Raw genomic sequence first — 15,085 nt, forward strand, 5'->3', positions numbered from 1 at the left:
GCTCCAAAATAGTTGAATCACCTGTGAGAAATTTGTGGTTATTTTTAATTGCCACTTAAAATCGCAAACCGACACCACCTTGCACAGAGATAGCTGTACCACCACTATCACGATAGGCATCAAAAGCAATGATAGCGTTGCCAAAAAGCACAGTATTACTATTGGGAACAACGAAATCAATTCCTGGTTGTAAAGCAAAACTAATTTTGTCACCTACAGGAGAAGAATCACTACCACCAGCCAATACCAATCCCGCTCCCAAATAGGCATCAGTTTGCCAGTTGAGAGGTAAGTCGTAAGAAACCGTTGGCACAACTGCTGTATTATTACCTATCAAGGCTTGAGCGCGAAAAGAAATTGGTGATTGTAGAAGCTTGTAGCGGAAAGCTAAAACTCCGCCAATTTGAACACCATCAGTCAAACCGACAGTCGGCCCGATACCAACATAGCTACCATACGCTACTTGAGCTTGTGCTGGTTGAGTGCTTAGAACCAGGCTCAAGACCGAGCCAATCCCCAGCACTGACACCAAATATGGAATATACTTCATTACCCGATTCCTCACACCATTATGGGTTTTAAAGGTTCGTTTGAATACCTATGTTATCGCTGTTACTGGTCATCGGTAACGGGTAATAGCAAAATAAATTACAAGAGGTGGTAGGGGGAGTAGGGGGAGATGAGGGGAATGAGGGAGACAAGGGAGTGAAGGAGAATAACTTGCGACTTGCGACTTCTGCCTCCTGCTCCTCTGCCTCATTGCTTCAAATAACTTTTAGGATCTTTCGCAACCCAACCCAAGTCTGAGCTAGTACGCATTTCAAAATGAAGATGTGGTTGTTTGGAAGTGGGTTGTCCGGTAGTGCCAACTGTTCCTACTTCGTCTCCTTTATTCACTTGCTGACCAACGGTAACTTTGATACTGTCAAGTTGGGCATAACGGCTTTGGAGTCCGCCGCTGTGGTTAATGATGACCAATTTGCCATAACTACCTTGGTCATTGGCAAATACTACAGTACCTGGTGCGATCGCTTCTACAGGAGTTCCTACTGCTGCTAACAAATCTATACCACTATGAAAAAAAACTTCACCATTAATCGGGTTGATCTGCCAGCCATAGGCTAACGCTACATTTGTCGCTTGCGGCAAGGGATATCCAGATATGGGCGCACCGCTGCTTGCTTGTTCGTTAGCAGATGCAGGAGATGCGCTAACGGGGCGATTTGGCGCTCCATTTACCCACGGAACAAAAACAATTTTTGGGTCTTGTTGACAGCCATTCACCTCAAACAGTGTATCTGCGCGGATTTTAAACTGTGCCGCCACTTGTCGCCAAGTTTTGCCGCGAGGCACTTCGACAACGATTCCATTGTAGGGAGGAATCTGAAGCTCGCTGCCAACAGGAATGCTGCCATTTCTCAAACCTGGATTCATGTTAATAATCGTTGCTGGCATGAGATTGTAGCGCTGGGCTATACTCTCCAAAGTTTCACCACGAGCAACTTTATGACGCTGGAAGCGAGATAACGCTGGAGTCGGACAACCCGGCACGGCAGCATTAGCACTTTTCAGGTTTGGAAGTATGGGTATTATCCCAACAGCGCTAACCAAGCTACAGAGTAAAAGTAGACGATATGGAAAAGTCATATATACACTTCAAGAGAGCGCTAATTTTAGATGGAGAGTCTAAGGATTGGGGACTGGTGAGACAGCGCTGCGGGAGGGTTTCCCTCCGGAGCCACTGCGGTCTTGGGGTCTCCCCAAGTAGAGCAAGTGGCATCAGGCGACTGCGAACCCAAAGGGTGACTGGGGATTGAGGATAAGGGGGACAAAGAGAAATGATTGAAAAAGTCTCTTTCTTGTTTCCTCTTCTAGCTTGAATGAAGATGTAAGGATATAGGGCATAAGAAATAATCGCTCTCTTTTACATACAATTTTCACCTAGTCCCCAATCCCTAGTTATGTAAATTGTTCTGTCCACTTGCAGTTAGCTTGACTACACTTAGAAATTAGCAACTGCACTGCTGTCCTTTAACGTGATGATTATGAATTTATCCTTAAAGCAACTAGCTATTTATTTATCTTTATTGACGATTGGTGGCGGTGCAGGTTGGTTAGGCAGTCGCCATTTCTTGCCACAAAATCGCTCGTTTCAACAGCTAAAAAATGTCACAGCGGCTTCGCCTCCACAATCTGTAGTTCCTAATTCTGTCAGCGGAACCAATGGAATTAACGGAGGGGATAATGTAAATTTTATTGCTACGGCTGTGCAAAAGGTCGGCCCGGCAGTGGTACGAATTAATGCCACTCGCAAAGTCCCTAATCCGATCTCTGATGCTTTGAAAAATCCCTTCTTCCGCCGATTTTTTGGGGAAGATGAGCAACCAATTCCCCAAGAACGGATTGAGCGCGGTACTGGTTCGGGATTTATTTTGAGCCAAGATGGAGAATTGCTGACCAATGCTCATGTGGTCGCAGATACCGACACAGTACAAGTAACCCTCAAAGATGGTCGGACTTTTGAGGGGAAAGTTGTGGGAGTCGATACCATAACAGATGTGGCAGTAGTGAAAATTCCCGAAAATAAATTGCCCACTGTGAAGCTAGGCAATTCGCAAAATTTAATTCCTGGACAATGGGCGATCGCTATTGGCAATCCTTTGGGTTTAGATAATACTGTCACCATTGGTATTATCAGCGCTACCGATCGCACCAGCGCTCAAGTTGGTGTCCCAGATAAGCGAGTTAGCTTTATTCAAACAGATGCCGCAATTAATCCTGGTAACTCTGGCGGGCCTTTATTAAATGCCCAAGGCGAGGTTATTGGTGTGAATACCGCCATTCGTGCCGATGCTCAAGGACTCGGTTTTGCTATTCCCATTGAAACCGCAGCTCGCATTGCCAAGGAACTGTTTACCAAAGGGCGTGCGGATCATCCTTTCTTGGGAATTGAAATGGCAGACCTGTCTCCCACTAAAAAACAGCAGATTAATCAAGAAAACAATTTAAACATCAAGCAGGACACTGGTGTTGTAATTAGGGGAGTTATAGAAGACTCGCCAGCAAAACAGGCAGGATTGCTTCCTGGAGACGTAATTCAAAAAATTAACGGCAGACCAGTTAAAATAGCAGCCCAAGTGCAAAAGTTGGTAGAGTCCAGTTCAGTAGGAGATGTGCTGCTAATTGAGGTCAACCGCAATGAAAAAATTCAGACTTTCAAAGTGCAGTCAGGAACTTATCCCAAAAGATAGTTAAAAGTAGTGAGGAGTAAGGAGTTAAAAACAAAAAATTCAAGTTTGAAGTATCGAATAAGGAGTTTGCAGTTAAAAGACTTCCTTAACTCATAACTCCAAATACTTAACTCCTAACTCATCACTTATGGGAACTCCAAAAAATAAATTATTCCGCTTAAAGTTGTTGACTGTTAACTGTTCGCAGTCAACCGTCAACAACAATGGAATATTTTTTACTTGGAAGTCCTTATAACTTTTGTTCTAGCTGCATTCTTTGTTCCATCTGACGCAGAAAATACCCTGTCATCATCGCCGATGCTAATAATCCCGCTAGGTTATCCCTATCTGTTGTAATTTGTACGTTGAAATTTTCAGCGGGAAGCATTCCTACCAGCCCTTGGACATTTTGCGAAATAATTTGTTTAATTTCGGGGCTGACAGACTGAGCGACACGAGCTAAGACATCAGGGGACTGATGTTGTAAATATTTGAGCAACTGATTGGGATGTTCCTCAAAGTGGTCGTTAAGAAGCTGGTTAGGGTGTTCCTCAGAGTTGTCGTTCAAAAAGTTAGGATCAAACACCATTGGCAGTTTTTTTTAGCTTAGTTGCTAGTTCTACTCTAAACCATAGTACAAGGTTAGCGCATTCTCCACGGGTATAGCCTTTTTCTCTACCCTAAGAAAGCAGGGGGAGCAGGGGAGCAGGGGAGCAAGAAGAATAACTACTGACAACTGACAACTGGCTCCTTAGCACTCAGCACTCGTTACCGCTTCTGGTTTTTCTTTGAGTGTGAGGTCTAGTTCTAATTGCTCTTCTTTAGGACTATTGGAAAATGTCTGAGGAAGCTGCTCGATTTGAAAGTATTGGTGAAATTTTGGTGTAATTTGTAACGAGTACGAACGCGAATCGTTATCTCGGCGTTTGCGTACAAAACCAAGTTCGACTAGTTCCGGAACATGTTGATATACTCCAGAACCGCGCAGGTCAATCAAATCGCTTTGAAGTATGGGACTATTAAGGGCGATCGCAGCTAAAGTCCGCAATGCGCCTAAACCCAATTCTACGGGAATTAGCGTTTGTACTAAGTCATGAAAGTCAGACCGCAGTTGCAGACTGTAACCAGCTGGAGTTTCTACAACTTCTAAGGCACTATCTCGACGGGCATAATTGTCAATTAGCTCAATCATGCCTTCTTCAACGGTAGCGCGATCGCACGCGGCATACTCGGCAATTTCGCCGAGCGACAAGGGCTTACCCTTTAAGTAGAGAATCGCTTCTATCTTAGTCGCTGTGGCTGTAATCATTACTCGATAGTCAATAGTTAATAGTCAACCGCCAATAGTCATAAAAAACTGACAACTGACAAGGGACAATTAACAGGTGTGCGAGATTATACTAGATTTTTTTGCAAAAGTCAAGCTATAGCTTGCTAGGATTGAATTTTTGTAACTTAATTGACCAAGGAGGCTCTGTGCGGAGGGGCGGAAGGGCAGAGGGGCGGAGGGGAATAAAGACTACCATATAGAAATTAATTACTCTTTTCTCCCCCAGCTCTTCTTAAGGACTTCCAGAAATTAAATTATCCAATCTTCAGAGCGAAGATGATAATCCGATTCTTTCTCCCCCAGCTTCCCCAGCCACCCCAGCTCCCCCAGCTTCAAAAGCGACTGGACATTTATTTATTTGGAATTCCCTTTATCTCTCACAAGCCTCGACTGCTGAGGATAAATTCTGCGATCGCTAAATCTTGGGGAGTGGTCACTTTTAAATTTGTCTCCTCACCTTCGATAATTCGGACTTCAATGCCGCACCTTTCAAATAAAGCAGCATCGTCAGTTACTTCCCAACCTTGACGAAGACCCTCGGCGTGGCACTGTTTCAACAACTTGACATGAAATCCTTGGGGAGTTTGGGCAGCCCACAGTCGTTGTCGGTCGGGTGTACTTTGAATTATGCCATTTTCATCAACAACTTTGATCGTGTCTTTCACAGGCACGGCGGCAATCAAACCAAGGCATTGGCGGATAGCTTGGGCACAAGAGTTGAGTAAATCTGGCGTGACCAAACATCTGGCTCCGTCGTGAATCAACACTTGTTCTGCGGCAGCTGGCAAAGCCTGCAAGCCATTGTAAACAGATTCTTGACGAGTGGAGCCGCCGACAATCAATTCTACTCGTTTATTCAGCTTCAGGTCAGCGAGAATTGTTTTGAAGTCTGCCCAATCAGTGGGTTGGGAAATAATTCCGATCCACTCAATGGAACTCGCCGCCGCCGCCTTGAGAGTCCAGGCAATAATTGGTTGCGATCGCACTTCAAGCAGGAGTTTATTGCGGTTACTCCCCATCCTTTTTCCTATTCCCGCAGCTGGAATTAGTAAATACACAGAATTCCTCAATCATGAAATCGGGGACAGGGGATTGGGAATTAGGGACTAGGAAATTTTTTTGATACCTAATCCTAATTTTTCTTAATCTTTAATTCCCAATACCCGATACCCAATACCCAATCCCTAATACCTATATTCCCCTAAAATAGGGAGCGAGTACGCGTCAATAAATATTATGCGAGTAGTAGCCCTTGTACCTGGCGGAATTGGCGATCAAATCCTCTTCTTTCCGACTCTAGATGACCTGAAGCGCTATTACCCGAACGCTCAGATAGATGTCGTTGTTGAACCCCGATCAAAGGCTGCCTACCGGGTGAGCAAGTCGGTTCACGAGGTACTGACCTTCGATTTCAAAGACCGTAATAGTATGGCTGATTGGGGCAACTTAGTCGGCTCGATTCGCGATCGCGAGTATGATGTCGCCATTATTGTTGGGCAAAGCTGGTTGCTGGGTCTTTTACTCTGGTTGACAGGAATTCCCAAACGCATTGGTTACGAAGGCAAAGGAGCGATGTTTCTCACCGATCCCGTGCCATTCAAACCATCCCAGAATGCAGCGGCAGCATACCACGACTTGCTGCAACCACTAAATATTAAGACTCCTTCCCCAGAGTTAACACTGAATGTACCAAAACCAGATATTGAATGGGCACAAACAGAACAAAAACGGTTAGGGGTGAACGAAACAGGCTATATCTTAATTCAGGACGGTTCTAACAATGCGTCCCTGACTAAAAGTCTGGATACAATCTATCCCGTGAAGAATTGGCAGCAAATTCTTCAGGACTTTCAATACAAGCAACCAGATTTGCCTGTAGTAATCGTTAAAGAAGCTGACAACGAGCAGTTTGTGCGATCGCTTTTGGAGTTTTCTCCAGAACTCAAAGTAACTGCTCCAGATGATATCGGTAAGTTGGCTGCTTTTATAGCTGGGGCAAATTTGATGTTGTCTACAGACAGTGCGCCTCTGTATCTAAGTGTAGCTGTGCAAACCTATACCATTGCTTTATTTGGCCCCACAGAACCAGCAAAATTGTTGCCCAAAAACGATAGATTCCTTGCCATTCAATCCCCCACAGGTAAAGTGGCAGATATTCCACCCATAACAGTTTTGGAGAAAATCTGGGGTAGCTAAACTAGCTGGGTAAGTGTGTTTGTAGTCAAGACATTAAGTCCTCAAATATTCAATCACTAAAATGCTTACCCTTGGAGTGACACTCCTATAGATTGAGCCACAATTACAGCTCTAATCTAAAAGTGAATAACTTTGAATCTTGGTGCTATTACCACCTTAAATCCGCTAACCTTGGCGGATTTTGGCTTTTTCATAAAAAATTAACTAAGCCCTTAATCAGTAATCTCGTGTCCTATTAAAGAGCGATCGTTAAGATCCAGAGGCAAACAATTTTCGGAGTTTCTGCATATATTTCGTTTAATTATCACTAAAATTAGTCGAACTTAATATTACTAATTCGCAAAATGATTGCGACAACTCGAACTCGCAAAAGTCGATGCAAGTAAATTTTTCATACTTATGCCACTTGCTACTCCGCAAGTAGTAAATCAATATTTATTGTACAGATGTTAGTTTCTCCAAATTTGTGGGAAGAATACAGCTTGGATTACTTAGCTGATGTGCGTTTAATCTAGTCTGTTGAAATGAAAGCCAGAACAAGAGTAGACTCCTTGCAAAAGTTGATTTTGCACTTTTGTAGAGAAAGGGGCACAAAATACTAGTGTTTCGTGCTTTCTAATTTAGGAAATCATCACCTGATGAGATATCAAAAGGAAGAACAAATGGTGATTTATTTACATAACTTTATTATCAGTCGAAAACGTTATATACAGATTGAAAGTCAGCCTCATCATATCACTGGTATCTTTAAAACGCTTCTCAACTCCAAGAATAAGCATGGCTGTGAATTAACCAATATTCACAGTGCTTATTATAAATGTGAAGAAGAAGGAACAGTAACTTTTTATCAAGCATACAAAACTGAGACAGATAATCCAGGAATTTGGACTTATGTTGTATATGAATGTCCAGCAGGCAAGGAACAAGTTTTCTGGGATTTCAAAATTGCGACTGACATAAAGCCACTAAAAAAACTCATAAGTGGCCAGAAACTTACTCAACTAACCGTAAATATCAAAGATTATTTGAATTGGAAATCTCAAGAAGATGAATATCTTGATATTAAACTACCTTCTGAGTGGAATACACGAGCGGGAAGAGAAATTGCTAGCTTAATTTTAGAAGAATTAAAGGCTTTAAAAGCGTCATCTGTTTTTGCAGAAGAGGTAGGAAAAGAATATATAAAAGCAGTTATTAACGACTTTATTCAAGCTGCACAAGAAGTTTTGCAAACAAAAGGTACAGCAAAAGACTTTGAAACAGTTCAATACAACGTATTGAAGAAAATTAAAAGTGATGAAATAGCTAATTTAATCATTAAATATAATAACTACCGGATATGGCAAGCTGCTTTACCCAGTAAATCAAAAGCAGTTGAACATGCATTCAATACTGCATTAAGTCTGATCTGCCGCATGAAGTCGTAGAGACGCGATTAACCCTTGTCTGTACAAGAGTCAGTTCTCGTAGAGATGCGATTATACTCTTACGAGCCTCTACGCGTCTCTACAAGAGTCATCTGCGTTACTATTTCAAAATATCTCAAACAGCGCATCATCTAATTCGTAACCCAGCATTTGTGCCATAGATTTCAGCCGCGATGAACTGGGGATATCTTGTTGTTTGAGCCAATCACTTAAAACAAAAATTTTGTGCATCAAAAAGATTTCTAAAGCTTCGGGATTGTACTGAATACCTTCTTTGGAACTAAATTGGTGCGGTACAAGCATGGCAGTGTAACGAGCCAATTCTCCAGTTTTCCAATCGAGTAAAAATGGCAACCAGGGATATTTGGCATCCAAACGGACGAACCACAGCCGCAATTCTGGAATTTCTGAAAGTTCGCGGGGATCGCCAGGTTCTAGTGGATAGTCGATATCAAAGCGCAACTGCTGTTCGTAGGAAACGATTCCCTGTTGCAACAGTTGCTCAATTACCGTTAATGCAGGCGAAAGATCCAGATTATTAATGGAGTCAGTATTGAGTGCGATCGCGATTGTCATTGACTCAGCAGCCACTTTCTTTATGCTCAACAGTAGGATTGAGAATCAACAGTACCAGCTTTCAGCAATAGATGCCACATTTACGGACAGCAAAATAGAAGCAGATGTTCTCACGCCTTAATATATTTACCAAAATGTCGTAAAACAGCAGTCACCGTCTACTTTCGAGTGGTATCGCCATTAATTACAAAACGTTAACGCGACTACAAACTTAACTTAACATTCAATTTGTGGGTGTTCCCTCTAGTCAAGACAACACCCGCCCTAAGGTGGACATTTTTAACGATTTTAAGTTAAAGTTGTAATGAGTTTGTTTTAGATTAGGGTGTGGCAAAAAACCGCCAACAAGCTACCACAATCGCTACCTTAGACTATGAATTTTGCCGCGATCGCTAGCAACAACGCAGTTAGAAGTGGCATGGCGGCATGTAATGTCCTTGCAGATTAAAGAATTGATAAACATTAAAACGGGAAAATTCTCCCAATAGTTAAAAAAGTTAACTATGCAAAAACCAGCAATATCTACAAAACCAATTCGTTCTTTAGAAGATGCCCTTGAGCGGTGTCAAATGCTGGGTATGCGCGTCAGTCGCCAGCGCCGCTTTATCCTAGAACTGTTGTGGCAAGCTAACGAACACCTTTCTGCCAGAGAAATTTACGATCGCCTGAACCATCAAGGTAAAGACATTGGTCACACCTCTGTTTATCAGAACCTAGAAGCCTTATCCAGTCAAGGCATAATCGAGTGTATCGAACGCTGCAACGGTCGTTTATACGGCAATATCAGTGATTCTCACAGCCATGTCAATTGTATTGATACCGATCAAATCCTTGACGTGCATGTAGAACTACCAGAAGAGTTTATTCGTCAAGTTGAAGAACAAACTGGAGTACGGATTACTGAATATACTATTAACTTTTATGGCTATCGCAATTCACCAGAAAAGCCATAACTGTTGTTTGTCAGTTGTCAGTTGTCAGTGGCAAATGGCTATTACAATTGACAACTAGCAACCAACAATTATTCACCGCCATAATCGCCAGGATGAACGCCAAAAACTGTCTCATCTTCAGGCTCATCATCGTATAAATCTATTGGCGAAATCGGTTCGCCTTCTAAACTTTCAATTAGCTTCATCTTAGAAGTATTGTTAATCCAAAGGTCTGTACTGGTTGTAGCATTATTGACACTGAGGAGAGATTGCTGCGATAGCAAACTTTTTAGCGTTTGAAATTGCTCTAAAGAGAACAAAGCACCATTAAGGGTAGCAATTTCTCTATCAGCGTCAGAGAGGATAGCATCAAATAAACAGGCGTTGGTAAGATTGGCGCTTTGAAGATTCACTTTCGTGAGGTTAGCGCCAGTAAGGTTAGCACCGATGAGATTCGCATCACTGAGGTTAGCGCCAGTGAGGTTAGCATTAGTGAGGTTAGCACCGATGAGATTAGCACCACTGAGGTTAGCGCCTGCTAAGTTTGCCTCCATTAACGCTGCATCTGCTAAATTGGTTTGTCCTAGATTAGCCCCAGTTAATATGACTTGCGACAAAAATGCTTTTGAGAGGTTAAGTCCCGCTAGAGAGCGCGAGTGTATTCGCTTTGTAAAAGTGCTACTAGATAAGACAGCTGCTTTAGAAATTATTACCAGCACAGCTTCTGGATAAAACTCTCCCAAGTTGCTTGGATTACCGCAAGGGGAAAATGGAACTTTTATTTCTCGGTAGCAAGCACTCAGTAATAAAAATACATTCACTCCGACATTGACATTTACCTGCTCAACATTCACAGGATTTTGCAATTTGTGAAAATTAGTTAAGGCTTTGTGTGCTATTCCCTCATCTAACCAACGACCTTGACAATACGCACGCCAGAAAGACTCAAGACGTTGCAATAAAACTTCCCAGGAATCGCTGCTTTGCTTGCGCCATAACGTTGCGATCGCTAATTCTTCAATTTCCTGACTGAGAATGCCATAACCGAGTAAATTGTAGAGGTGTTGGGCAACACTATGACAATCAAGGATAAAAGTTAGCGTTCCGTAAGCATCTTCTTGACGTTGAGCCAGAATTTGCAATTGATTAGCAATAGCTTCAGCACAGAGATATTCTCCCAATTTGGGGTGAGAGAATTCTATCTTGGTTGTCATCTGTTGCATTTGACAACTAACCACTGCCGACTGACTACTGACAAAAGAGCGAAAATAGAACGCTGGTAAAGTATTTGATTCTTGAGGCAAAATAACTTGATGGCGATCGCTTTGCAAAATTTGTAAGGCGATTGTTTGCATGTGCTCGATTAAATCTTGGGGATGGCGACCAGAAAGTAGGTTTGCGATCGCTTCTTGAGTATGATGGATATGAGCCGACCCCGACCGCAGTAACATTGCCTTGATGCCGTCCGTTAAGGGATAGCCCAACAACCAGCGACTCAGACGATAATAAATTTCCCACATTAAAGCAGAACTATTTTTTTGTTGACTATCAGCAGCTAATTGCAAGATTTCCTCATCTAGTAATCCGTCACGATGTAAAACACCCAACAAATAAAGCATCAGGGGTTGACGGACAAGTGCAGAAAGTTGCGGGAAATTAGGTTTGCTAGCAAATAGCCCTGCCTGTTTTAAAAATGTAAAGAAATTTTGAGCAATGGGCAATGATTGCACTGTCGCCCACTGTTGAAACCATTGCTTTAGCTGTTCCGCCTCTAATGGCTGGATAACGATTCGTCGCAATTGCAGCGGTATCTCTGGGACAATTTCTTGTAAAGTCGTAGTTTGACTGGTCAATACAATCTTGTGTCGGCGTTCGGATTGAAATTTAAGTAACTGCTGAATAAAAACTGCTTTTGCCCTTTTGCCTTGACTAGAAGAAGGTAATTCGTCCAAACCATCAAGTAACAACAGACACCGAGGACGATCTTGCTCCAGCCAATTACCCAAGTTGATGTCAAAATTCCTAGGAAAAGCAGAATTCAAGGTTTCTATAAAAGTGCTGCCATACTTAATATCCCGTAGTCGAATGATGATTGGCATCCAATTAGGGTAAAGTTCTCGCGCCAACTGTGCAGCCCAGATTTGGCAGAAACTCGTTTTGCCACCACCAGATTCTGACTCAACGACAGCAATCGTTTCCAAATCAGTTAATTGTTGCTGCGCCCATGTCCCTAAATCCATAGGTGAGGCAGTTTTTTTCTCTGTCTTGGCACTACTTTCTACTATCGGCAACCCAGTAAGAGGAACATAGATATCCTTGAGAGCAAATGATTCCATCAGCAACGGCGTACTGAGATTTTGCAGCAAACTAGCTCGATAATTTTGCCGATACAAGTCAATTTTGTCGCCCACTTTCTCAGTAACAGATATCCCTAGCAGTCCGGGTTCTGGGCTATAGCTATTACTCGCGGCGAAGTTGGTAGGCAATAAACTCCCTACCCGGAAAAATTTTTGCAGTTGAGCTAAAGGCGGAGCATTCTGGGCAATAACTAACAGTACATATCCGGGAAGTGCGTGTGTCAAACGCTGCGTTAGCAGTTTAGCTTCCAGTTCCTCAGCACCATTAGCAACAAACCAAGCTACAGCAGCATTATTCATCTGTTGCACTAGTAAAGAATCTGCGACCAATGTCAGTGCTTGTTCAGCTTGAGTGTCAGTTAGTTTACCTGGACTGAGGGTTTTCAATAACCCGTGCAGTTGAGCATCTTGGAGAATCAGTTTGCCGACTCCCTCTTTGACTATTTTTGGTTGCGAGGGTATCATCGCTCGGTTGAGCCAAGGTCTTTGCAGGCGTTCTTCACAATCTATAACTTGCCGCAGTGCTTGCAGATAGGCAATTTGAAACGCTAGCCACGTACCTTCGTTGCGTTTTAAGGCTTTTTTTTGGCTGAGACTACGTAATAAACTTTCAGTCAGTGAAGCAATTAAAGGAATTTCTTCTCCAACAACACTTAAAGGTAGTTCTAAAACTTCTGCTAGGGTACAGATGTCGAGCGGCATGAGGCTTTTGACTTCCATATCTTGAGCAATACGGTAGGCAATACCTGCCAATTGCCCAGATGAAAACCCACTAGTTTGATTAATTTCGATATGGCGTTCTGTCAACCAATGCCGAATATTCAAGTTCATTTAATTACATGGTGAATACCTGCTTATGGCAATTATCTTCCATTTATCAGTTTGCGAAAACAGGTAACAATAGGGAGGACTATGCCTAGGACTTGCAAATAAAAAACATCTTTTTGTCATTATTGGCTGCAAACAACTGCAAGCGGGATACTCATTTATTGAAGCTAACTATGAGCGATCGCCCTTTAAAATTATTGTTAATCGACCAAGACCCCATTTTCCGGCTAGGACTACGGGTAAGCTTAGAAGAAAATCCTAATTTGCAAGTTGTCTCAGAAGCACAAACAGATACTGCCGCTTTGCAAATACTCGCAGAACTCGCTCAACAAGACGACCGAGTAAATTTAGTGGTTTTGGAATTAGGTAATAGTCGCTCTAATTATAGTCAGCAGCAAGGTTTACAACTCTGTCGGCAACAGAAAGCTTTGTACCCCAAACTACCTATTCTTCTCCTCAGTTCTGTTCAAGAGCCAGAAGTGCTTTTAGCAGCAAAATTTATTGGTGTAGATGGCTACTGTCCTAAAGGCACTCCCGTTTCCGAACTAGTAGCCGCTATTGAAGAAGTAGCAGCTGGTGGTTTCCATTGGCCTAGCGAAAGCGAAGTAGAAGAGCAGAGGAGCAGGGGAGCAGAGGGGCAGAGGGGCAGAGGGGCAGAGGAGCAAAGAGAGAACTCAGCACTCAGCACTCAGCACTCAGCACTCAGCACTAAGAAGCACTCACCTCTCCCATTCGCTAGGTTGCGACAAAATTGGCGTTTGTCGGGAATTAGTCAGATTGACGCTGCCCTAAAGTCGGTAACTGCCCAACTCAAAATATCCGGACTACCACTACTAGATCGAGCAGTTTTGGCTGGACAGCGACGAGAATTGCTGGCTACTCGTTGGTTGCTCAATCATTTGTTGTTATTACCACAAGAAAGACAACAACAACAGCAATTTATCTCCTCTAGTCAGCAACTTCCTATTGTTCCTCCATTGAGTAGTACTGTTGACAGGCCACCTTCATCGTCTCTACTTAGCCCAAGAGCGCTGCAAGCTGCTTTGTTTTCAACTTGTGTGAAGAAACTGCAATTTTCTTTACAAAATCTGACAGATGAACCCTTAGAAATTGATATTTTTAGTGAAGAAAAAAGAAGAGAACTCCTTTATTTAATTCTGCAAAAACTAGCTCAACAGTTAGACGAATTACGTCTTGCTCAAATCGCGATAAATCAATTAGAAGATTTAAAATTCACTATATTACTTGATTTATGGCAAGAAACAATTATAGATTTTTTTGGTAAATTTTTTCGGGTGCGTTTGGGCAAACAAGATATAGAAGTAGTCAAGATATTGCTGCAAAATCCTGAGGTTGTGCAAAAAGAAATTTTAAACAAAATTCCTCTATCTCTTGAGTTATTGTCTTATCTCCTATTCCAAACAGATTTGTATATTGATAATACTTTCTACTCATCTGGGAGTACTGAAGCTAGATTGCAAGCAGAAAATCTACTAGAAAATTTGTTAATTCAAGTAGCGAATGGTGTTGTGCAACCACTACTCAATTATTTAGCAGATGTAGAAGCAATTAAGCAAAAATTTTACGATCGCAAGTTAATTTCCACACGAGAAATCGAACGTTTTAGAAACAATTTGTCATGGAAATACCGTTTGAATAATTCTGTAAAAGAAGCCCAAAGAATTTTTGAAAGCCGCTATGAATTATGTGTATTAGCAACTCGCGGCATTGCTAAAATTTCAATTTATGCCCCTCGCAGTCAGGAATTAGCACAGCTTTCGGGAATTCCTCTATTAATAACACTGATAATCGAATTTCGAGATGCGATCGCTCCGCGTCTGCGATCGCTATTATCTTTTTTAGGAAGTGGTATTGTCTTCGTTCTCACCCAAATAATTGGTAGAGGTCTGGGTTTAATTGGTCGTGGTATTTTACAAGGGATTGGCAGTGTATCCTTACAAGAAAAAAACTTCAAACGCAACGACGAACGACCAAAATAAGCACAGACAAAGTCGAGGACACAAATATACAGATCGCATTCAACTCAGCATTTACCTGCAACTTAATATAAATATACTTTTTTGTCCAAGTTCAACTTTATCAAAATTAGGGCTTTTGACTTTAGTCCGCACAGGCTGACTTTGTTTATTTAGCCGCGATTTCTAGTCGCCTTAGTTAGTTTAAACCCCTCTTGCTAACTAGAAGAGGG

12 protein-coding genes are annotated in these 15,085 nt (G+C 42.2%); 5 read left to right on the forward strand and 7 right to left on the reverse strand.

From position 1 onward, the window contains the following. Positions 1-55: 55 nt before the first annotated feature. Positions 56-550 (reverse strand): hypothetical protein, encoded by a 495-nt coding sequence (locus tag I8752_RS23525; RefSeq protein ID WP_214434668.1) that lies wholly within the window; start codon positions 548-550, stop codon positions 56-58. A 206-nt stretch (positions 551-756) separates the two neighbouring features. Then, complete coding sequence (locus I8752_RS23530) at positions 757-1,647, reverse strand: LysM peptidoglycan-binding domain-containing M23 family metallopeptidase (protein ID WP_214434669.1); 891 nt, start codon at positions 1,645-1,647, stop codon at positions 757-759. A 398-nt stretch (positions 1,648-2,045) separates the two neighbouring features. Between I8752_RS23530 and I8752_RS23535 the strand changes: the two genes are divergently transcribed. Beyond that, positions 2,046-3,251, forward strand: a complete 1,206-nt coding sequence (locus I8752_RS23535) for an HhoA/HhoB/HtrA family serine endopeptidase (RefSeq protein ID WP_214434670.1) — start codon at positions 2,046-2,048, stop codon at positions 3,249-3,251. Between the two features lie 229 nt (positions 3,252-3,480). Here the strand turns inward: I8752_RS23535 and I8752_RS23540 are convergent, their stop codons facing one another. From I8752_RS23540 to ispD, 3 genes are all read right to left on the reverse strand, one after another. Continuing rightward, positions 3,481-3,819 carry a DUF760 domain-containing protein gene (locus I8752_RS23540; RefSeq protein ID WP_214434671.1) on the reverse strand — a complete coding sequence of 113 codons (339 nt, stop codon included), beginning with the start codon at positions 3,817-3,819 and terminating at the stop codon, positions 3,481-3,483. Between the two features lie 162 nt (positions 3,820-3,981). Further along, the gene (gene scpB / locus I8752_RS23545) at positions 3,982-4,539 is read right to left on the reverse strand and encodes an SMC-Scp complex subunit ScpB (RefSeq protein ID WP_214434672.1); all 558 of its coding nucleotides are present in this window, start codon (positions 4,537-4,539) and stop codon (positions 3,982-3,984) included. 398 nt (positions 4,540-4,937) lie between these two features. Further along, complete coding sequence (ispD, locus tag I8752_RS23550) at positions 4,938-5,618, reverse strand: 2-C-methyl-D-erythritol 4-phosphate cytidylyltransferase (protein ID WP_214434673.1); 681 nt, start codon at positions 5,616-5,618, stop codon at positions 4,938-4,940. A gap of 178 nt (positions 5,619-5,796) precedes the next feature. Between ispD and I8752_RS23555 the strand changes: the two genes are divergently transcribed. After that, positions 5,797-6,756: a glycosyltransferase family 9 protein gene (locus tag I8752_RS23555; protein WP_214434674.1), complete on the forward strand. Its 960-nt coding sequence runs from the start codon at positions 5,797-5,799 to the stop codon at positions 6,754-6,756. Positions 6,757-7,364: 608 nt separating this feature from the next. Further along, a complete protein-coding gene (locus I8752_RS23560) occupies positions 7,365-8,183 on the forward strand; it encodes a hypothetical protein (RefSeq protein ID WP_318780887.1) in 819 nt (272 codons plus the stop codon). Between the two features lie 105 nt (positions 8,184-8,288). Here I8752_RS23560 and I8752_RS23565 read toward each other — a convergent pair whose 3' ends face one another. Beyond that, positions 8,289-8,759 carry a CRR6 family NdhI maturation factor gene (locus I8752_RS23565; protein WP_214434715.1) on the reverse strand — a complete coding sequence of 157 codons (471 nt, stop codon included), beginning with the start codon at positions 8,757-8,759 and terminating at the stop codon, positions 8,289-8,291. 503 nt (positions 8,760-9,262) lie between these two features. Here I8752_RS23565 and I8752_RS23570 point away from each other — a divergent pair. Continuing rightward, a complete protein-coding gene (locus tag I8752_RS23570; protein WP_214434675.1) occupies positions 9,263-9,712 on the forward strand; it encodes a Fur family transcriptional regulator in 450 nt (149 codons plus the stop codon). 68 nt (positions 9,713-9,780) lie between these two features. On the opposite strand, the gene I8752_RS23575 is transcribed toward I8752_RS23570, so the two are convergent. Further along, the gene (locus tag I8752_RS23575; protein ID WP_214434676.1) at positions 9,781-12,879 is read right to left on the reverse strand and encodes a pentapeptide repeat-containing protein; all 3,099 of its coding nucleotides are present in this window, start codon (positions 12,877-12,879) and stop codon (positions 9,781-9,783) included. A gap of 170 nt (positions 12,880-13,049) precedes the next feature. On the opposite strand from I8752_RS23575, the gene I8752_RS23580 reads away from it, so the two are divergent. After that, positions 13,050-14,876, forward strand: a complete 1,827-nt coding sequence (locus tag I8752_RS23580; RefSeq protein WP_214434677.1) for a DUF3685 domain-containing protein — start codon at positions 13,050-13,052, stop codon at positions 14,874-14,876. Positions 14,877-15,085 lie beyond the last annotated feature (209 nt).

This window comes from Dendronalium phyllosphericum CENA369 (assembly GCF_016056275.1).
GTDB lineage: Bacteria > Cyanobacteriota > Cyanobacteriia > Cyanobacteriales > Nostocaceae > Dendronalium > Dendronalium phyllosphericum.